This window comes from Streptomyces eurythermus, assembly GCF_014649115.1.
In the GTDB taxonomy this organism is placed as follows: Bacteria; Actinomycetota; Actinomycetes; order Streptomycetales; family Streptomycetaceae; genus Streptomyces; species Streptomyces eurythermus.
Genome location: NZ_BMSK01000007.1, coordinates 348905 through 368977 on the forward strand (window position 1 = coordinate 348905; position 20073 = coordinate 368977).

General features: G+C 68.5%; 15 protein-coding genes. 6 read left to right on the top strand and 9 right to left on the bottom strand.

The features are described 5' to 3' along the window. Positions 1-66: 66 nt before the first annotated feature. On the bottom strand, positions 67-534 hold the full coding sequence (locus IE251_RS16130) for an NUDIX domain-containing protein (protein WP_189753636.1): 468 nt from the start codon (positions 532-534) through the stop codon (positions 67-69). Then, on the bottom strand, positions 527-1108 hold the full coding sequence (locus IE251_RS16135) for a DUF5919 domain-containing protein (RefSeq protein WP_229896787.1): 582 nt from the start codon (positions 1106-1108) through the stop codon (positions 527-529). The genes IE251_RS16130 and IE251_RS16135 overlap by 8 nt, the downstream gene beginning before the upstream one ends. A gap of 584 nt (positions 1109-1692) precedes the next feature. Here IE251_RS16135 and IE251_RS16140 point away from each other — a divergent pair. From IE251_RS16140 to IE251_RS16150, 3 genes are all read left to right on the top strand, one after another. Next, complete coding sequence (locus tag IE251_RS16140; protein WP_189753638.1) at positions 1693-1926, top strand: hypothetical protein; 234 nt, start codon at positions 1693-1695, stop codon at positions 1924-1926. A gap of 217 nt (positions 1927-2143) precedes the next feature. Next, positions 2144-2572 (top strand): hypothetical protein, encoded by a 429-nt coding sequence (locus IE251_RS16145; protein ID WP_189753639.1) that lies wholly within the window; start codon positions 2144-2146, stop codon positions 2570-2572. Further along, the gene (locus tag IE251_RS16150) at positions 2554-2748 is read left to right on the top strand and encodes a hypothetical protein (RefSeq protein ID WP_189753640.1); all 195 of its coding nucleotides are present in this window, start codon (positions 2554-2556) and stop codon (positions 2746-2748) included. The genes IE251_RS16145 and IE251_RS16150 overlap by 19 nt, the downstream gene beginning before the upstream one ends. Before the next feature lie 433 nt (positions 2749-3181). Here the strand turns inward: IE251_RS16150 and IE251_RS16155 are convergent, their stop codons facing one another. The 7 genes from IE251_RS16155 to IE251_RS16185 all read right to left on the bottom strand — a co-directional run bounded on the left by IE251_RS16155 (position 3182) and on the right by IE251_RS16185 (position 16916). Next, complete coding sequence (locus IE251_RS16155; RefSeq protein WP_200692423.1) at positions 3182-3913, bottom strand: EcsC family protein; 732 nt, start codon at positions 3911-3913, stop codon at positions 3182-3184. A 250-nt stretch (positions 3914-4163) separates the two neighbouring features. Continuing rightward, the gene (locus IE251_RS16160; RefSeq protein WP_189753641.1) at positions 4164-6305 is read right to left on the bottom strand and encodes a UvrD-helicase domain-containing protein; all 2142 of its coding nucleotides are present in this window, start codon (positions 6303-6305) and stop codon (positions 4164-4166) included. Positions 6306-6384: 79 nt separating this feature from the next. After that, positions 6385-7977, bottom strand: coding sequence for a serine/threonine-protein kinase (locus IE251_RS16165; RefSeq protein WP_189753642.1), 1593 nt, complete (start codon positions 7975-7977; stop codon positions 6385-6387). A 277-nt stretch (positions 7978-8254) separates the two neighbouring features. Next, on the bottom strand, positions 8255-11437 hold the full coding sequence (locus IE251_RS16170; protein WP_189753643.1) for a type I restriction endonuclease subunit R: 3183 nt from the start codon (positions 11435-11437) through the stop codon (positions 8255-8257). Further along, on the bottom strand, positions 11434-12714 hold the full coding sequence (locus tag IE251_RS16175; RefSeq protein WP_189753644.1) for a restriction endonuclease subunit S: 1281 nt from the start codon (positions 12712-12714) through the stop codon (positions 11434-11436). The genes IE251_RS16170 and IE251_RS16175 overlap by 4 nt, the downstream gene beginning before the upstream one ends. Next, on the bottom strand, positions 12711-14702 hold the full coding sequence (locus IE251_RS16180; RefSeq protein ID WP_189753645.1) for a type I restriction-modification system subunit M: 1992 nt from the start codon (positions 14700-14702) through the stop codon (positions 12711-12713). Before IE251_RS16180 ends, IE251_RS16175 begins: the two co-directional genes overlap by 4 nt. Before the next feature lie 108 nt (positions 14703-14810). Continuing rightward, positions 14811-16916, bottom strand: coding sequence for an N-6 DNA methylase (locus IE251_RS16185; RefSeq protein WP_200692424.1), 2106 nt, complete (start codon positions 16914-16916; stop codon positions 14811-14813). Positions 16917-17221: 305 nt separating this feature from the next. On the opposite strand from IE251_RS16185, the gene IE251_RS16190 reads away from it, so the two are divergent. The 3 genes from IE251_RS16190 (at position 17222) to IE251_RS16200 (ending at position 19613) form a co-directional block, all read left to right on the top strand. After that, a complete protein-coding gene (locus IE251_RS16190; RefSeq protein ID WP_189753647.1) occupies positions 17222-18454 on the top strand; it encodes a DNA sulfur modification protein DndB in 1233 nt (410 codons plus the stop codon). Positions 18455-18688: 234 nt separating this feature from the next. Next, positions 18689-19318 (top strand): DUF4352 domain-containing protein, encoded by a 630-nt coding sequence (locus tag IE251_RS16195; protein WP_189753648.1) that lies wholly within the window; start codon positions 18689-18691, stop codon positions 19316-19318. Between the two features lie 85 nt (positions 19319-19403). Next, positions 19404-19613: a hypothetical protein gene (locus tag IE251_RS16200; protein ID WP_189753649.1), complete on the top strand. Its 210-nt coding sequence runs from the start codon at positions 19404-19406 to the stop codon at positions 19611-19613. Positions 19614-20073: the final 460 nt, after the last annotated feature.

Genomic DNA, 20073 nt, shown 5'->3' on the forward strand with positions numbered 1-20073 from the left:
ACCAAAGAAAGCCCCGACTCAATTGGGTCGGGGCTTCTTTCGTTTGGGAGCCGTGCATCATGTCAGCTAACGAATGACCGGTATATTGCCATTACGCCAGTCATTCAGACGCTTTCGAATGCTGCTAACCATCGGGAGTGCATCGATTTCTGGGGGATCGAACCAACGCACTTCTGTGGATTCCTCAGAGACTGTCAGCTTTCCGGAAACTGGTCGAGCCAGGAAGCAGATGGAGAATTCTTGCCTGACCTCTCCATCGTCATATGCGAAGACATGGCGGGGGTCCGTGTAAGTGCCGACAATGCCGGTGATCTCGACCTCATAGCCAGTCTCTTCGAGAGTTTCCCGAACCGCACAGTCCGGTAGAGACTCGCCTAGATGCATGGCGCCGCCAGGGAGAGCCCACATGCCGTTATCGCGCCGACGCTGGAGCAAGATGCGCCCGGCGTCGTCGACAACCACGGCGGAAGCAGCCGGAACTAGGCTGTTCGCAGCCGGGGCGTTCGGATCGTCCTCGTAGTCGCGCCTACCCATTACTCTCCTCATCCCAGACCGGGGTACCCCGTTTCCATAGCTCATCGACGTGTGTGGCGAATCGATCAAACACGCCGTCATCCTGATAACGACGCAGATGCAGCGTTGGCGCATCATGCCCAACGCTATGAGTTAGCAGGGGGGTAACGATCATGTCGTCATCAAAACGGAACACGGACAGGTGTGCATGCCCGGAGCTGAACCTTGCGTCAATGCCGGGCTGGCTCTTGATCTTTTCCAACTCGGCAAGTGTCACACGGATACGCGTTGATAGGGTGAGCGCTACGTCTTCATCCTGCTCACGGGTTCGAGTGAGGTCACTTTCGGGGTGGCCTACCAGAAAACGCACGCGGCATCCCTGAGCCGCTTTGCGTCGCAGCGCGGTCCCGAATCGGGCCTGTTCGAGCCACAGGAAGTAGTTCGTGTAACCGGCGAATGTGAGTTCTCGCTCAGCCTTGGTGATCAATGACCGCCATAGGGAAGCTGGGCAACTTGATCGGTACGGGTAGACAGAAACGATCTCGCGATCCGGCCCGACCTTGATCGCCTTCTTTGCGGCTGCTGGCCATAGCACCGCCTCATCCTCCCCCAGTGCCTCACAGACGGCCCACCGGTGTCGAGCACGAGGGACACGTCCCGCCTCGGTGATCCATCGACCGACCGTCTTGATGTCGACCCCGCACCTCTCAGCTAGCTGACGGTCAGTCATCCGAGCAGCCAGCATGGCGCGTCGTAACGCTTCATTCACGAGTACCCCCTGGGACGTTAGGCACGCTTCACACGGTAGACCTACTCCGTGTCTAACGGTCCTGGAACGAAGTAGGAACGCGCCACCAGGGGCGAAAGGGTGATGGGTGACTGGACGCGCGAACCCCCGCGACCGTGGCGACGGTCCGGGGCGTGGTCACCAACCAGCAAGGGGTTGACGACAGTGCCCAAAGCTACAGCCAGACCATCGGAAAGTCCCGAGCGGACGAGAGCCAGCACCGACGCGCAGCAGAGCGAGTACACGACGTACGCGCCCCGAGGCGAGAAGTGCCGCCGGTGTCACAAAACGTTCGGCAGCCTTGAAGTCGTCCGGCGGGTGAAGCCGTCCGGCGAGGAACCCAACGGCCGGCCGTACGCGTGCGTCGAGTGCCCGCCTGGGGGTGTCGAGTCGTGACGGCGCACTACCTCCCCAACAACTGGCCGTGCTTCAAGGAGACGGTCAAGGGCGTTCCGCGCTACGTCACCTTCTCCGACTACCCCGTGCAGCTCCTGCAAGCGGTGTACGGGGCGCGGGCGGACGGACTGCGCAAGCGCTTGGAAGCGGCCTCCAAACCGGAGTTGGTCAGAAAGGTGGAGGCGCAGGAACGGCTGTACGCGGAGCTGACGCGGGAGCGGAGGTGGTGAGGCCCCCGGTGAAGCGCGCGAACGGCCGGGGTGGCGGCTTACCGGCTCCCGAACTAATCAGTCTCTTGGACGATCCTGCGGGACCGTACAGGGACTCCCCAGACGGCTGGTGGGACGAATACGGCGGGCGGTGCGATGTGCGCTCCGGCGTGGTCCAGCTTCCGCCGCACGCACTGTGCGTCGACCGGCCGTGCCGTCGGTGCCGAGAGGAGGCGTGATGTACCGCTGTATCGCACAAGCCGTTCTGAGTGACGAAGTGCGGTCGGCAGCAGCGGAGATCTCATCCCCTGTCGCCCGGATCGAGTGGGCGTCGGGCGTCACCCTTCAGTGCAAGTTGGAAGACGTGCCGCACGACCATCACGCGGCCTTCCTGCGCACCGGGGCGAGCCTGGAACCGTGCACTGATGTGTACCTCTGCTGGTTCGACGGCGCGACGACGCAATGGCTTGAAGACATTGAGGTCTGTCTCAAGCGAAAGGGAACCCCGACGGACACCGGTTGCACGATCTTCCGTGACCATCCGGGCCGCTGTGACTGGGCGTACATCGACCCTCCCCGCTTGGCCGTAGAGGCGCAGGCCGACCAACTGGTAAGGGATGTGCGGGCGCTGTTCCAAGGAGGTACGCCGTGGTCACCGAACGCATGATCGGCAAGGCCGTTACGGATGGCGAACGCATCGGCATACTCCAGGACATCATCCGCGATTGGGAAGACCCGGCGGAGATGCCGGGGCAGCGCAAAGCGCGGCTCACGGCGTTCGTCCGGGCCAGAGGGGGCGGGCGGGAGTGGACGGCTCCCCCGTCTCGTCTGGACCGGCTGTGAGCCGTCTGGTGACCGTTCTCGCGTGGCTGGCATGGGCGGGGGCTTCCCGTTGCTCAGGCGGGTTGGACACGTGACCAACGCATGACCAACAGCGGCCAGGAACGGGCAGAAACAGCAGGTGAGCATGACCAACCCCCACTCCCCCGAAGGGGGCCCAGAGAGGGCGTATCCGCAGGTCAGCTAACTAATAGGCTGGTGCCCGAGTGGAGAGTTCAAGTCCCCCCTCGGACACTCCTTGTAGCGAGGGCCGCGACCGTCAGGTCGCGGCCCTCGCTTGCGTTGTCGTAGGCGGCTGCGCATCGTTGATCCACCGGTTGAGCCGGCGTGACGGCTTCCGGGGCATCGCCGGCTCCTTCGGAAGCCCGGCCCCGGTCACCGCCAGAGCGGCAGCGCAGTCACGGTCGCCGGCTGGTCCGTCTGGTTCGCTTCTTCGTTACTTCGCTTCCTCGGTCCGCAGAAGGTCGCCGCGCAAGGCTCTGTCCGTGGCCCGTCCGATGACGGCGGTGGCTCCCGCGTCCACGGCCCCTCCGACAATGCCTCCCAGGATCGGGACCCCCTTGGCGAGCGTGATCGCCGCGCGCTTGCTTCCGTACTTCGCGACGAGGTGGAACCCGGCCTTCTTGTTGATCGCATGGAGCACGGCCATCGGAATCTTCTTGATCATCTGCTCGCCGAGCTTCTGGCCGACCTTCACGCCGAAAGCCGCCAGGACGTTCTGTGCGCTCATCCCGATCGCGAGCATCATCACGACGGTCCGCACGTGTGGGTCATGGATGTCCCATCCTCGGAGGTGCGCTATGGAGCCGGCCATCCGCAAGTTGATGGCAAGGGACGCGGCCACGTTCGCGGGGATCGTCACGCCCGCGGTGATCAGACCGCCGAGCCCGGTGACGAACCCCTGGGTTCCGGCTGCGGCCACGGACTCCTTGATGAGACGCGCGACGACCGCGTCAATGTCGTCCTGCATGTCCTCCGGGGCAGGGCGCTCATCGTCATCCGGTGCCCGGTAACCGGTTCCCTGCCGGCGGGCAAGGCGATCCTCGGCCCACGTCGTCGATGCCGTGACCGGTCCGATGCCGTTCACCATGACCTTTTCCGCGAGATCGGCGACCCACCGCCCGGCCTTCTCGACCGCTCCCCCGTCAGGTGTCTTCTCGTCAGCCACCGCACACCCCTCCCGCCAGTGCCCCTACTCGGGCTTCTCGCCTGCTGTCGGCGGCGGAAGAGGCTCCGGGCGCGGACATCGCCGATGTGATTGCAGGCGATCGAAACCGCGTCCCCCCAGCCGCCACCCGTCCACCCCTTCGCCGCGCGGCGTCCCTCGCTGCGCTGCCCCATCCAGGGCTCAAGCGAGATGTAGCCTTCTATGTGCGTGAAAGCGGTGTCAAACCGCATGGAGTGGTTACTGGCAGCCGCTACTCCACCGCGCAGCCGGCCTCGACCAGGAATCGGCTGGGCTGCCCGGCCCACGAGACATACAGCCCGTCCCTCGCCCGAGTGCAGGCGACGAACAGCAGACAGCGCTCGGCCGCGAGATCGGCCTCGTGCTGGAGACGGTCGACCTCTTCCGGCGTGACGGCCGAGGGATTCGGCAGGGCGCGGTCGTTGACGCCGACGACCGCGGTGTAGCGGTACTCGAGGCCCTTGAAAGTGTGCATGGTGCCGACGTTCACCGCGTCGTCGGTGCGGGCGGCTCCCGCCCGGACCCGGCTGGCCGGGATCCCGGCCTTGGTCAGGCGGTGCTTGACCTTCTCGCAAGTCTTGTTGAACCGTGCGCAGACCCCGATCTCTCCGTACGCGGCGCCGGCGTCAACCCACTCACCCACCTGCTCGACCAAGGCGTCGAGTTCGGCCTCCTCCGTCTCCGCGGCGTGGACGCGAGGCCGGGAGCCGTGCAGGGCGGAGCTGTATCCGATGAGCGTGTCGTTCCGTCCGCTGTCGGCCAGTTCCGCGTAGGGGCGGCCGAGCAGAAGTCCCGTCGCCCAGCTCAGGATCTCCTGGGTGGAGCGGTAGTTCTTGCGCAGTTTGGTCGAACGTCCGGCGACGTTGATGCCGAGGGACCTCAGCGACACGCGGTTGTCGTAGATCCGCTGATGCGGGTCGCCCGCGATGAACAGGTCGTCGGGGCGCCGCGGAGCGGCCGCGCGCAGCATCCGCCACTGGGCCGGGTGGAGGTCCTGGGCCTCGTCGACGACGACATGCCTGTAGGCAGGCCCCTGCTCGGTCAGCAGGTCGGTGGCCTCCCCACAGGTGCCGAGATAAGTGCGCAGCCCGTCCTCGGCCAGCCGCCGGGTGAACTCTTCCATCGTCCGCCACACCAGAGGACGGGCGGAGACCGGCAGCGCGCTGCCGCGGCCCCGGCGCTCGCAGACCTCGTACTCCTCCTGACCGCGGATGTCCTGGGCGAGCACGACGTGCTTGTACTCCTGGGCGAGGAACTGCGGGGTGCCGGTGAACCCGGTGACGTGCGCCGCCCGCTCCCACCGGGTGATCGCCTCGTACCCGGTGAGCGGCCGGCGCGAGGTGTTGACCACGCGCCCGGCGAAGGCGTCGACGGTCATGACGTCGACCCGGTCCCGGAGGTCGGGGTCGTCGACGAGCAGCGAGAGCCCTTCGCTGAGGGAGTCCACGAGGGCGTTGGTGAACGTGGTGAGGAGAATACGGTCGCCGTCGCGCAGGTGGCGCAGCAGATGCCGCACCCGATGGAGGGCGACGACGGACTTTCCGGTGCCGGGCCCGCCGGTGACCTGCGCCGGGCCGGAGTACGACGGACGGTAGGCGACCTTGTGCTGAGCCGGGTGCAGGAATATCCGCCAGGCGGCGAACGGCTTGTCGAGGATGTCGCGCAGTTCGTCCGCGTCGGTGACGACGGCGATCCGGGTACGGGTGTGCGCGATGGCGGTCGCGTAGTCGGTGGTGTCCACGGGCTCCTGTGAGGCCGCACCGGCCAGCGCCGGCACCACGACTTCCTGCCACGTCTGCTCGACACTCGCGCCGAGTGCCAGGTGTTCCAGCACCTTGTACTGGTCGGGAGGGAAGAACTGCCCGAAGACGTCGAGCTGTTCCAGGCTGGTCAGCACGCGTGCCTGTGCGAGCGTGGTGGCGTCGATGCCGAGCGCGGCCATCTCTCCGTCGGAGACCTTCGCGAAGAGCCGTTGTTCCTCGGCGGGCGCGATGCGCTCGTAGGCGGGGGCCAGCTCCTCGAGGGTGGCGATTTCTCGAAGCTCCACGGCGCCGGTGACCGCGTTGATGGTCGCCTTCTGCCGCACGGCCCACTCGGTGGCCTCGTCGTGCGGGCCGACCCGCAGCAGCACGAAGGTGTCGCCCGTCTCGGGCGCGAGGACCACGCCACGGTACCCCTGGGTGATCCGGATGGTCCGGATCTGTCGGTCCCTGGCGCCCTTGAGCGATTCCAGCTTCAGGCCCGGGTCCTTGAAGAGCTGGTCGAGGGTGAGCCGCTCGAACTTCTCCCAGGCGTCGAACACGCCGTTCCTGACGTGCTTCTCGAGTTTCTCCAGCTGCTGGCAAAAGGCCTTGTCGAGGGCGAGGTGCGGCATGGTGGGATTTTAGGCTCCCATGGCGTTGCCGCGGGCCGTTCGGTCGTTCGTCACCGGCGGTCCGGCCGGGCCGCGCCGGTCACCCGCCGTCGAGTTCCCGGCGGAGCGTGGCCAGGACCTCCGCGGCCTCGACGGCCACGTCGTGGCGCGGGCCGTGGACGAGCACGACGTCCTCGTACAGGGTCTCCAGACAGGCCCGGGCCTCCTGCGGGTTGCCCTGGCCGAGCAGCAGCATGCCGATGTCGCGGCGCAGCTCCACGGCCGCGTCGCTGACATCGCTCTCGACGGCCCGCTCCACCTCCAGGACCGCACGCAGCTCCGCCAGCGCCTCCGTCACCTGGCCGAGTTCGCCACGGCAGCGGGCGGCCTGGGCGCGGCAGTAGCGGGCGGCCTCGTCGGTCGGCCCGTTGATGCGGCCGTACGCCTCGGCCAGCGTCTCGAACTCGGGCAGGGCCGCCCGGTGGTCGCCCGCCAGTTGCCGGCTGACCGCCCGGTGGCGCCGCAACCTCAGGACAGCCTTGTTCTCGGTGCCCAACGCCCGCGCCAGCGGCTCGATCATCTCGCCCGCGACCTCGGCGGCCTGCGTGTAGCGCTCCTCCTCCATGAGCGCGATGTAGTGCTCGTCGACCTCTCGCAACTGGGCCCGGAGCAGTTCCCGTTCGGGCGGCGAGACCACATGCTCGGCAACCTGGCCGGGAGCCGCCGCGTCCTGGGCGGTACGGGGACGGCTCTCGGCCCGGGCGCGAGGCGCGTAGGGGCGGCGGAAGAGCCCGGTCGGATCGGGCGCACCGGGCGGCCCGGCCTCCCCGAGGGCGGAGGACTCACCGGGCGCGGGCAGGAAGGGCATCAGCCGCTCGTACACCTCCTGCACATCCACCGGCCGGCTCTCCGGGGTCTTGCGGAGGAGATGCAGGACCAGCGCCTCCAGCTCCTCCGGCACGTCGGCCCGCAGCCGTCGCAGCGGGGTGGGCGCGGCGCGGACGTGCTGGTCCATCAGCTCGAAGTCGCTGTGCGCGCTGAACAGCGGCTTGCCGCAGAGGAGTTCGTGGAGAACACAGCCGAGTGCGTAGAGGTCGGTGCGCGGGGTGACCCGGGTGCCGCGCACCTGCTCGGGCGACATGTACTGGTGCGTGCCGATGGGCCGGCCGGAGGCCGTCAGCCGGGTGACGTCGGTCTGCAGGATCGCCGCGACGCCGAAGTCGAGGACCTTCACCGTGCCGTCCCGCGCGACCAGGACGTTGGACGGCTTGAGGTCGCGGTGCACCACGGGCACGTCGTGCGCGTACGACAGCACGGTGGCGACTTGCGCGGCCACCGCCACCGCCCAGCTGACCGGGAGAGGCCGCTCCTCGTGCACGTACCGGGTCAGGGGCATGCCCTCCACCAGCTCCATGACGAGGAACAGGTGTTCGTGGGTGGTGTCCAGGACGGCGTCGTACACCTGCGGCACGCCGGGGTGCTGGATACGGGCGGTGATGCGCGCCTCGCGTCGGAAGCGCCGCTCGAACTCCTCGGCCATCTGCGGCGTGGCGGCGACGGCCTGCGGCCGGATCCGCTTCACGGCGACGGGCCGGTCGAGCACCGCGTCGTAACCCCGCCACACATCCCCCATGCCGCCATTTCCGAGCCGCTCCAGCAACTCGTAGCGGCCCGCGATCGATCTGTCCGGCACCTGTCCCCGCCCCGCGTCCTGCACTCGCGCTCGCCCGTTCCTCCGGGCCCCCTTGGATGCGGTCAGTCTCCCCGGAAACGGATCACTGCGTCCAGCGGGGTCCTACGAGGGCGCGGCGGTCGGGCCGTATCGCGCCACCGTGTACTCGGCCGAGACCGTCTTGCCGTGGCCGGCGGCCGAGCCGACGGGGATCTGCCTTCATCGGCAGGCGAGGCTGGGGCGGCTGGGCGCGTCCTGGGGCACCCGCACCGAGCGTGTGCGGGTGCCCCGGTCGGCGTCAGAAGTCGTCCAGCCCTTCCTCCCTGCGGATCATCCGCCAGGCCGCGCGGCGGGCGCTGCGGTCGAGGTTGGACTTGAAGTTCCGGTCCGTCCCGAAGTACCGCTTGCCGAGCGTGTCGATCGTGGAGACGTGGTCCATCATGTTCTCCTCGAACTTCTTGTCGAAGACGACGCCGAAGTTCTCCTCGTCGTTGACGAGGGCGGCGGCCCGCACCTTCGGGTCCTTCTTCGTGGCGTTGAAGGCCGGGAGGACGTCCTCCTCGGTGAACTCGGTGCCGAACTTCGCGTTGAACTTCTCGATCAGCTCCGACAGCAGCGACTTCTCGGCCTCCGTCCCACCGCCGACCCCGTCGCCGAACCCCTTGAGTTCGGCCGGCCCCTCGGACACGAGGGACTTGTCGTACTCGCCGGTCTTCTCGACGCGCAGGTGGCTGAGGTCGACCTCGCCTATGTCGACGCCGCCGTCCGCGAGGCGGGGCAGCCGGTTGAGCAGGTAACGCCCGTACAGATACAGCCGCTCCAGGTCGGCGTCCTGGTAGGGGACGATCTGCGCCAGGAAGCCGTACTTGCGCACGTAGTCGTTGAGGTGGGCCCGGAACTCCTCGGCCGTCTCGACGTCGTCCTCCTCCTCGCTCTCCAGGAGGGCGCTGAAGCGGGTGACGGCGGGGGAGAGGAGCCGGTACAGCTCGGCGTGCAGCTTCTCCCACTTGGCCTGGGAGCCGCCGGCCTTCTCCTGCGCCTCGAAGTACGCGGCGACGAACTCGTCCATGTCCTGCTCCGAGATGATCGGTGCGGACATGACGCGGCTCTGGGCCGTGTAGAGCAGGTTCGGGTCGGAGGGGAGGGTGTGCGCCTCCTCGAAGTACGGTCGGAACGCGTCCTGGATGTCCTCCGCCTCGTTGACGAAGTCCAGGACGGCCAGGTCGGCCTGCGACTTGCGGTCGGCGGTACGGTTGAGGCGCGAGAGCGTCTGCACGGCGGCGATGCCGGTCAGGGTCTTGTTGACGTACATCGTCGTGAGGAGCGGCTGGTCGAAGCCGGTCTGGTACTTCTCGGCGACGACGAGGATCCGGTACTCCCGCTGGCCCCGGCCGCCGGCCTTCGCGGCCTTGTCGTCCGCGCGGGTGTAGGCGAACGCCTTCGGCAGCCCGCTCTCGGGCAGACCGCCGTTCTCCTTGCTCTCGGTGGTCTCCTCGCCGTCGATGGTGAGGGAACCGGAGAAGGCGACCAGGACGCCCAGATCCGGGTACTTCCTGTCGTACTCGCGGTCGGCGATGTAGCTGCGGATGGCACGGGCCATCTGCACGGCGGACTGGCGGGACGCCGTGACCACCATGGCCTTGGCCCGACCACCGAGCCGGCCGCGGGTGTGGGCGACGAAGTGCTCCACGATCACCTGGGCATGCTGGGACACCGTGTGCTCGTGCATGAGCGCGAACCGGGCGAGCAGGCTGTTCGCCTTGGAGGGGTCGACCTCCTTCTCGTCGCGGTTGAGGTTCGCGAGCTTCCAGTAGGTGTTGTAGGTGACGTAGTTGCGCAGCGGGTCGAGGATGAAGCCCTCCTCGATGGCCTGACGCATGGAGTACGTGTGGAAGGGGCGGTAGACGGTCTTGCCGTTCTCCACCGCTTCCGTGCCGAAGAGTTCGAGCGTCTTGGCCTTCGGAGTGGCGGTGAAGGCGAAGTAGGAGAGGTTGGAGGCGCGCGAGCGTTCGACCGCCTTCGCCTTCAGCTTGTCCTCCACGGTGACCGTGGTCGCGCCCTCGTCGTCCGAGTCGGCGTCCAGGCCGAGGTCGCGCAGAGCCGACTTCACGGCGGTGGCCGCGTCGCCGGACTGGGAGGAGTGCGCCTCGTCGACGATGATCGCGAAGCGGGTGCCCTTGATCTCGGTGGGGTTGCGCTTGATGTAGTCCAGCAGCGCGGGGAACGAGTGCAGGGTGACGGTGACGATCTTCCCGGTGTCCCGGGAGAGGGCGCGGGCCAGCTGCTCGCTCTTCGCCCCGTGCTTCTCGTCGATCTTCACGACCAGGCCGTCGGTCTGCGAGAAGCTGCCGACGGTCGCCGAGAGCTGGGCGTCCAGCGCGCGGCGGTCGGTGATGACGATGACCTTGTCGAAGACCGGCTCTCCGGGCTTGATACGGCCGTCGGCGAGGGCGTCGGGCCGCAGAACGGCGGGATCCCGGCGGGCGTGCAGGTCGCTGAGGCGGTGGGCGAGCCAGCCGATGGTGTTCGACTTGCCGGAGCCGGCGGAGGCCATGACCAGGTAATTCTGGCCGGCGCCGTGGACGGACGCGTGTGCGGTGAGCTTACGGACGACGTCCCACTGGTGGAAGCGGGGGAAGATCGTCGTCTTGGTGGTGCCGCCGCCGGGCGTCTTCTCCTTCTGCTGGTGCACGAACCGCTGGAGGAGGTCCAGCCAGTTGTCCCGCTGCCAGACCTCTTCCCAGAGGTACGACGTGGCGTACTTGCCGTGTGCGGTCGGGGCCGGGTTGCCGGCGCCGCCGGGCTGGCCCGGGCCGTTGGAGCCGGTGTTGAACGGCAGGAAGCGGGTGCTCTTGCCGCGGAGTTGCGTGGTGACGAAGACGAGGTCCGGGTCGACGGCGAAGTTCGCGATCACACGGCGCGTGAAGATCAGCTCGGTCGGGTCGCGGTCGGTCCGGTACTGCTCCTTGGCCTGCTCGACGCCCTGACCCGTGAGCGGATTCTTCAACTCGGCCGTGGCGACGGGGATGCCGTTGAGGAACAGGGTGAGGTCGAGCTCGTGGCCCCAGTCGGCCTGTTTGGTGGCGTAACGGAGCTCACGGACGACGGTGAGGCGGTTGGCCCGGTAGCCGTCGAGGACCGAGTCCGCGGAGATGAGGTTGGGCTTGAAGTAAGCGACGCGGAGATGGACTCCACGGTCCTTCACGCCGTTACGGAGGACGTGGAGCAGCCCGTCGTCGGCGATCGCCCGGTCGAGGCGCTGCGCGAACCCGCGCTGCGCCTCGTTGGGGTTGCCGCCGTACACGGTGAGCAGTTCGTCCCACTCGTCGGGCTGGGTGGCGCCGATGAAGGTGAACAGCTCGTTGGTGTCGAGCCCGAGGTCGGCCTGGTAGTCCTCGGGGTTCGCCTCCCGCCAGCCACGCTCGCAGAGGGCGGCGACGATGGCGGTACCGAAGGACGACTCGTCGTGCACGGGGCTCATGCGGAGACTCCTTCGGTTACGTTGCGACCGCCGGCGGTGGATACGTCGAACTGGCCGGTCACGGCGGCGGTGATGAGGGCTTGGCGGCGTTCGGCAAGCAAAAAAGCCTGACGCTGAAGCTTGCTGACAACTTGGTCTTGGCTGTTGAGGACTGCGTTCAGCCGGTCGACGCGATACTGCTGCTCGGACACGTCCGGGACAGGGGCCACGAAGGAGAGCATCTGCGCTGCGCTGATAACCTCCTGCGCAGCTCCGTACTGGGACACCTGAACTTGGCCCCGTCCCGCCGGCGAATTGATGAATGCTGACAAGAACTGCGGCAGCATGGCGCGACCGCGCCGCAGGATCAGCACAGACGCACAGTTCGCTCCGTCGTACTGCTCGGTCACCACGGCGGCTCTACCTGGGGAGCCGGCCCGGACCACCAGAACGTCACCGCTGCGGACGCGTGATCGGCGGAGCTCCTCGTTACTTTCATGGGACATAAACTTCATGCCATGCGGATCGATCCACCCGGATCGCACGTTGAATCCATGGATGAAAGGAACTCCGTCTTCCATGAAGTACGTCGATGGGTTGACGACGACACCGACGTTCACTGCCGGAATGACCCGACGTAGAGGCAACACCGGCCAAGTGTGTGGCACGGTGCCCACGAGGGGATGCTGAATCGAGTCCGGACCGTCCGACGAGACGCACTGGGCCAGTGCAGCCGTGCGACGCTCGGCCAGCAAGTCCAGCTGCTTGCGGCGCTTGGTGTTGATCCGATCGATGCGTGCCGTCTCGGTATCGAGGAAATCCGCGATGCGGCGCTGCTGCTCCAGTGAGGGAAGCGGCACAAGCAGATCGCGCAGGAAATCGTCCGGTACGCGCTGCTGGCCGGCCACGCCGTACATTTCGGCCTCGCCAAGCTTCAGGAAGCTGTGGGTATTGACGACGTAGAGAAGGAACCGCGGATCGATCGCCTTGCCTGGTCGTACCACATGGAGTTCGGTGGTCCCTGCACCGACACCTCCGTACAGTCCTTGAATCAGAACCGCACGGCCGGCCTCGAAAGTCGGGGTGATCTTTGGGATCAGAACGTCACCGTTCTGAAAACGCGTGTAGCCGGTCGACACTGCCTTCTTGGTACGGCGGTGTGACATGTCCAGACGGCTGCCTGGCCACACGGCTTCCATGGGGAGGAAGGTCAGTTCGTCGTCGTCCTGAAACGCGTCGAAGGCGGGAGTGCCGGGGTTGATCTGCGCCAGGTGACGCAACCGAATGGCGTTGCTCATTCCGTGACCTTCCCCAGAAGCTCATGAATCTCCGCCTCGAGCACCTTCAGCTCCGCGTCAATGTCCGCCAACGGCCGCGGCGGCTCATACACATAGAAATGCCGCGTGAACGGAATCTCGTACCCGATCTTCGTCTTGTTGTGGTCGATCCATGCGTCCGGCACGTGCGGGTGGACTTCCCGCGCGAGATACTCCTCGACGTCCTCACCCAGCGGCACGTTCTCGTGGTCCCGCAGCTCCGTGTCCGGCTCCGGCTCACCCTTGACCAGCTGGACCTCGCCCTCCGGGTCCCGGACGCCGATGACCTCGCGCAGCGCCTTGTTGAACGGCGCCCCCGTCGGCCACGTCCCGCCGGCCTGCACGACCGCGTCCTTCAGCGCCAGCCATGCCTCCTGCTTCGTACCCCAACTCGTCCCCATCAGGGACTTGAAGGCGTCCGCCATGACCGGAGCCTGCGGCAGCTTCTGGATGGCCTTGGACGCCTCCAGCGCCGCCAGCGTCTCCGCCGTGATCTCGAACCGCAGCTTCAGCGGACGTTCCACCGTGATCCGCTGGTAGCCGAAGTCCTCGTTGCGGAAGACCTTCACCTTGCCGTGCAGCGGGTGCTCGGCGTCACCCGCCACCGCCAGGGCCTCGCCGTACAGCTTGACCACCGTGGCGATGTGCTCCTTGCCCAGCTCCTTGCGCTTGTCGCCCAGCGACTTGCGCATCTTCTGCCACTGGTCGCGGGCATCCAGCAGGACGACCTTGCCCTTGTGGTCCGGGTTCTTCCTGTTGGTGAGGATCCAGAAGTACGTGGAGATGCCGGTGTTGTAGAAGAGCTGGTCCGGCAGGGCGACGATGCCTTCCAGCCAGTCGTTCTCCAGGATCCAGCGGCGGATCTCCGACTCACCCGAGCCAGCCGCGCCCGTGAACAGCGGTGACCCGTTGAAGACGATCGCGATGCGCGAGCCGCCCCCGCCGTCCACGTCCACCGGCTTCATCTTGTCGATCATGTGCTGGAGGAACAGCAGCGAGCCGTCGTTGATGCGCGGCAGGCCCGCGCCGAAGCGTCCGGCGTCACCGAGCTGCCGGTGCTCGGCCTCGACCTCGTCCTTGACCTTCTTCCACTCCACGCCGAACGGCGGGTTGGCCAGCATGTAGTCGAAGGTCTTGCGCTTGTGGCCGTCATCGGAGAAGGAGTTGCCGAAGGCGATGTTCTCCGGGTCCTGCCCCTTGATCATGAGGTCGGACCGGCAGATCGCCCACGATTCGGGGTTCAGCTCCTGCCCGTACACCTCCACCGTGGCGTCCGGGTTCAGCTCCGTGATCAGGTCGTCCATCGCGGAGAGCATGCCGCCCGTGCCGCAGGCCGGGTCGAGGACCGTGCGCACCGCGCCCGGGAGCTGGAGCGCGTCGCCGTCCGGGGCGACGAGCAGCCGCACCATCAGCTGGATGACCTCACGCGGTGTGAAGTGCTCACCGGCCGTCTCGTTGGACTGCTCCGCGAAGCGGCGGATCAGTTCCTCGAAGATGTAGCCCATGTTGTGGTTGGGCACGGCCTCGGGACGCAGGTCCAGGTCGGTGAACTTGCCGATGACCTGGTAGAGCAGGCCCGCGCCGTCCAGCCGCTTGATCTGCTGGGCGAACTCGAAACGGTCGAGAACGCCGCGGGCGTTGTCGGAGAACGCGCCCACATACACCGCGAGGTTCCTCGCCGCGTTCTGCGGGTCCGCCGCGATCTTCTTCAGGGTCAGGTTCGACCGGTTGTAGAAGGAGTGCCCCGAGGCCCGGCGCAGGAAGCGGTCCGGGTCGATGTCGCTGTCCTTGTGCTGTTCCGCGATCTCGGCGACCTTCTCGCGGGTCGGTTCCAGCACGCACTCCAGTCGCCGCAGCACCGTGAACGGCAGGATGACCTTGCCGTAGTCCGATTGCTTGTAGTCCCCCCGCAGGAGGTCGGCGACGGACCACGCGTGGTTCGCCAACTCCGTGTGCTTGCTGCTGTTCAAGACTTCTTCCGCTTCCCTTCCGGGGCTGATACGGATGACTGTGAGTGCGGGGGAGGGGGATGGTGGACCCTCGTCCGTCCGCATCTGGAGTGGGGGTGGTACCAGAGCCTAGGCGGGTTCCGGTACCAGCTGTCCGCCCGTGAGCCCCCCGCTCACGAGCCGCGCCGTCTCCTCGGCCAAGTCCCTGGCACGCCGCGCCTGTTCACGCAACGCCTCCACGTGCCGGAAGACCTCGCCGTACCGGCGTTGCTCCTCCAGCGGCAGCAGCGGTACGCGCAGTCGCCCCGGCGTGAGGTGGAGTGTGGAGCTGCCGGTCGAGGCGCCGGCCAGGTTGGCCTCGGAGCTGAGGAAACCGAGGAGGAACCAGGGGTCCAGCCGCGCCGGGTCCGGACGGAACAGGTGGACGCCGACCCCCAGCAGGGCACCGGCCTCCGCCTCGCACGCGACCCGGGCCACGGGGCCGGTGCCGCCGACGAGGTTGCGGACCAGGACGTCACCCTCGGCGATCTCCGGCATCTGCTCGGCCTGCGCGTCCGAGGCCCGCCCTGTCGGTCCGGTGCCGCCGGCGATGTCACCGCCCGTGAGAACAGGGCGATGCGCCCCGCCGTCGGCTCCCTCCTCCGCGTCCTCCGCCTCGGCGGCCGCCGCCCGCGGCGAGACCGGAACCGCACGCAGCACCTTCAGCGCCCCGCCCCGGGCCAGGTCCGACACCGTGGCCGTGCGCCAGTCGCGGGCCGAGGCCCCCGCGGCGTCCCACGCCGTCGTGCCGGCCAGCTCGGCCACCGTCCGCACCGCCGTCGTCAGCCCCTCGCGGGCCGCCGCGGCCTCGCGGGCCAGTGCCTGCGGGGCGATGTCCGCTTGGGCGGTACGTACCTGCCGGGCCGGGGTCACGTCGACCACCTCGTCGAGCAGATCGACCACGCTCACCGCCCGCGCCACACCGGCCAGAGCCTCGAACCGGTCCGGGTCCGAGGCGTACGCCGTCCACGCGGAGAGGATCTGCTCCGTCACCCGCGCCCAGTCCACCGAGCCCGAACGGGTTCCGCCGCGCCCTGGCACCGACGGCTCGCCCACCGTGTCGACGAAGAGCACCGTCTGGTACGTCGGCCGCGTCGGCTCCGGTCGTTGCAGCACCCACACCTGCAGGCCGATGTGGAGCGGAATGGCCGCCCCCGGTGGCAGGGACGCCACCGCGCGCAGCGCGCCGCTGCGGATCAGCTCGGCGCGGATGCGGCGGCCGGAGGAACGGGACGCCGTGGCCGGCGGAAGGAGCAGCACGGCGTGGCCACCCGGTTCGAGGTGGGCCAGCGCGTGCTGGACCCAGGCCAGTTCGGACTCGGCGCGGGGCGGGAATCCGTACGCCCAGCGTGAGTCGTAGGCCAGTTCGTCGTGGCCCCAGTCCCGGTCGCCGTAGGGCGGGTTGCACAGCACGGCGTCGACGGTGAGGTCCGGGAAGGCGTCGGCACGCAGACTGTCGCCCGTGCGTACGGTGACGTCCGCACCCTCCCCGGCCGTCAGGGTCAGGCCGACCGCGGTGCGCCGCGCCTGGACGGGCAGGCTGTCCTGTCCGTACAGCTCGCGCGCGCCACGCGCGGCGGCGGCCGTCAGCAGGGTGCCGCTGCCGCAGGCGGGATCGAGGACGCGGGCGGGGGACCCCGGGACCAGGCGGGCCAGCAGGTCGGCGAGCGGGGGCGGGGTCCGGTAGGCGCCGCTGGCGGCGCTGTCCTCCAGTTCCCGCTCCGCCAGGACGCCCAGCGCCGTCTGCGCGCCCTCGTCGCGGACGCAGAGCAGCAGGGCACGCAGAACTGTGGTGTCGGCGGCGGCGAACCGGACGGGGTCCGTGTCCGGCACCACGTCCGCGACCTCGACCGCCGCGTCGTTCGCCTGCTTCACCAGGGCGTCGTCGGGCAGCGCGAGCAGAGCGGTGAGGTCGTCGGCGGGGCGGCGGGCCGCCGCGAGGACCAGCAGGAGCAGGTCGGACGTGCCGGCGTCGGCCCGCTCACGCAGGCGCAGGGTGGTGCGCAGCTCACCGCTGGGCGTGGCCGCTGTGTGCTGTCCGCGGGAGGCGAGCCAGGCGCGGACCTCCTCCAGGTCGTACAGCGGGCTGCTGTCCGTGCCGCCCGAGGGCGCGGGGAAGTCGTCGTGCCGGCGTCGCCAGTTGCTGACGGTGGCGCGCGTGACACCCGCGATGCGGGAGATCTCGGCGGCTGTCACCTGGGCGGATGGTGCGGGTGGCTGCGGCATGGGTGTGGTCCTGGCTCTGATGGTCGGCGTGGTCACACCCTACAGCAGGCGTCAACTCAGACAAGCTGTTGGACAATGCTTTCACGGTCGTGTTTACATCTGATTGCTTCCGACGGTGAGCGTTGCTCCGCGGTGTGAAGCGTCACCTGCATTGCCACAGCCATGTCCTTGAGCACTCGGTTCCTCGTGCTGCCCCCGCCTCGGTGGGGCACCGGTGGCACGCGGCGCCTCCGGGGGCGGGCGGCGGCTGATCGACCACTTCCCAGGGGGGACCCATGCGTCTGACCATGCCGAGCGGCGTCCCGGAAGGAATCCCGCTCACCGTCATCCCGTTCCGCGAGGACGCGGTCATCGGCACCATGTCCCTCGCGACCCTGGTACGCCTCGTGCCGTCACCGCGCCAGGAGGAGGACCCGCGCGCCCTCAGGGCCGCGTCCGGTCACGCCCGGCGCCGTGCCGAGCTGCGCGCGACCGTGCAGCGGACGCTGAAGTCCCAGAAGGGCAAGAACATCCCGGACTACGCCGAGTACATCGCCGCGGGCATCCTCGGCAAGCACGGCTCCGCCTGGTCCACGCCCCCGATCACGCTCTGGCACGCGGGTGAGATCGCCGCGATGAGCGACGAGCTGATCCCCGGCTCGGGCCTGCGAACGCTGACCGTCGCCGCGGACGCCATGGTGATCGCCATCGACGGCGAGACCCAGACCACCGCCTGGCACGACATCTACCAGGACCCGGAGTCCTTCGGCCTGACCTACACCGAACTCGGCCGAGGGGTCCGCATCCCCTTCGAGCTCTACCTCGGGATCTCTCCGGCGGACGCGCGGCAGATCTTCTACGACCGTAACGTCAAGGGCGTCGACGTGGCCAAGAACCTGGCCATGTCCATGGACCAGCGCGACCTCGCCACCCGCCTCTCCCACATCGTCGGCGAGAGGCTCGAGGTCGAGTCGGACGGGCAGCGGGTGCCGTTCGCCAAGCTGGTCAACGCGGGCAAGCGTCAGCTCACCAGGACCGACAAGGAGGTCGTGACGCTGTCCGCACTGCGGGCGCTGATACTCACGACCATCTTCGGCAGCAAGGGCGTGGAGTACTCCGCGGCCAACGTCCACGAGGGCGATCTGCCGTCGCACACCGACGCCGACGAGGTGGAGAGGGTTGTCGTCCGTCTGGTGTCCCGGCTGATCGGGGACCGCTTCCCGGACTTCGCCCGGCGCAACGCGATCACCGCGCCGGCCGTCATGGCCGGGCTCGGCGTCCTGCTGCACCGCGCCACCCCCTGGTGCGCCCCCGTCGACGTCATGAGCTACGAGACGGTGGAGCGCCTGCTCGCCGACGTCCGCTGGGAGCGCGAACCCGCCTACTGGGACGGCGTCTGCGCCAGCGTCGGCTCCACGGGCCGGCTCAACTTCAGCGGCGGTGTGAAGGACTCCGCCGGCCGCGTCGCGGGTGCGCTCCTCGACCCGCACAGCGAGCTGGGACGGAGGATCCGTGGGGCGCGGAGCTGAGCGGGTTCGCGCGCGGGTTCTTCGACAACGGGGCCTTGTCAGCCGAACGCCCTCCCCGGACCGAACGCACCTGCGGTCGCAGCCCACGGCACCCGTATCCGTGACGTCCAGGCTGCGACGCCGGGCCAGGTCCGGGCTCGGCTCGGCGAGGCGGCTCCGCTTCCGCCGGCAGTCGCGCCCTCTCCCTCTCGCACCCGTCAGTTCCCCCTCCGTATCGACACAAGGAGTGACCCCATGGGCTACCCGACCATCTCCGGACTCACCACGCCGATCTCGGCGCCCCCGACCCGCCCGCGCAGGATCGTCCTCGCCGTGGCGGCGACCCTCGCCGGCTGCTCCCTGTCCGCCTGCTCCGGCATCGGCGGCAACCAGACCGACACCGCGCCGCCGGACGCCACCGTCAGCGCCTCGCAGGACACCCGGAGCACCGGGGACGCGCAGGACACTCAGGACGACTCCGCCGGTGACAACTTCACTGTCGCACTGGACAAGACCGCCACGTGGAACAACGGCGTTGAGGCGCACCTGAGCGGCTTCGGCCGGGGCACCTCCGGCGAGTACGCCAGCCCGTCCGGCAAGCCCTATCTGGCCTTCTCCGTCACCGTGCGGAACGGCTCCAAGTCCGCGATCGACCTGAGCATGGTCAGCCTCTCCTGCCCGGACGGCGCCGACCAGATCTTCGACACGGACGCGGGCTTCGGGGGCACGCCGGACACGCACCTGTTGCCGGGCAAGTCGCAGACCTGGAAGGCGGCTTGCGAGTTCCCCAAGACGGCCGGAAGCGCCCAGATCGAGATCACGCCGGCCGACACCTCCGGCAGCGGCTGGTACCGCACGGCGATCTTCACCGGCCAGGTGCGGTAGCCCGGACCGCGGGCCCGCTCACGCCCGAGCGCACACCTTGTGCGGCCACCGCTCACCCCACCCGCGACCCTCCTGGGAGGACACCGTGAAGACCGCAGAGCACACCGAGCTGATCCGTCGCCTCGCCGACGACTTCACCGCCCTGCAGACGGCCGTGCTCTCCCAGGTGAACGGGCCTCCGCCCTCGCCGATTTCGCCGATACGGACGAGGGCGGCGGCGAACACCGGGCGGCGGAGATTCCGGCCGACGCGGACCGGTACGCCCGGCTCGCAGACCTCCCCGACACCCCCGTAGTGGCCGTGGCCGACGCCGCTGGACAGTCTGGTGCGCCACCGCCACCGCCACCGCCAGCCCGTCCAGGTCCGCTGGCTGAAGGGCGACATCGGACATGACCTCAGCGAGACCGCCGACGCCCTCGCCCCTCTCGCCCTGCGTCGCGCCACCGGCCGCGTCTCTTCCACAGCCGCCCGGAAGGAGGAGGCACAGATCCTGCGCTCTTGCCGGACAAGTGGATTCGGAGCGCAACCCGAAGTGAGGGGCCGAAGAGTGCCACCCGAACAGCAGTCCATTGGACGGCCTTCGCTGCCGTTGCTGCCACCTGCGCCGATAACGTTCGGCTGTAGGTTGCATTGACTGATGTGCCGAGCTGTCGCGTGGGGGCGTGACGGGTACGGACGCATCGCGGTGATCCTGCAATTGCCACAGGGGGTTTGTGGTATCGGTGGCGTGATGCGGAAGACCGTTCCATGCCGGG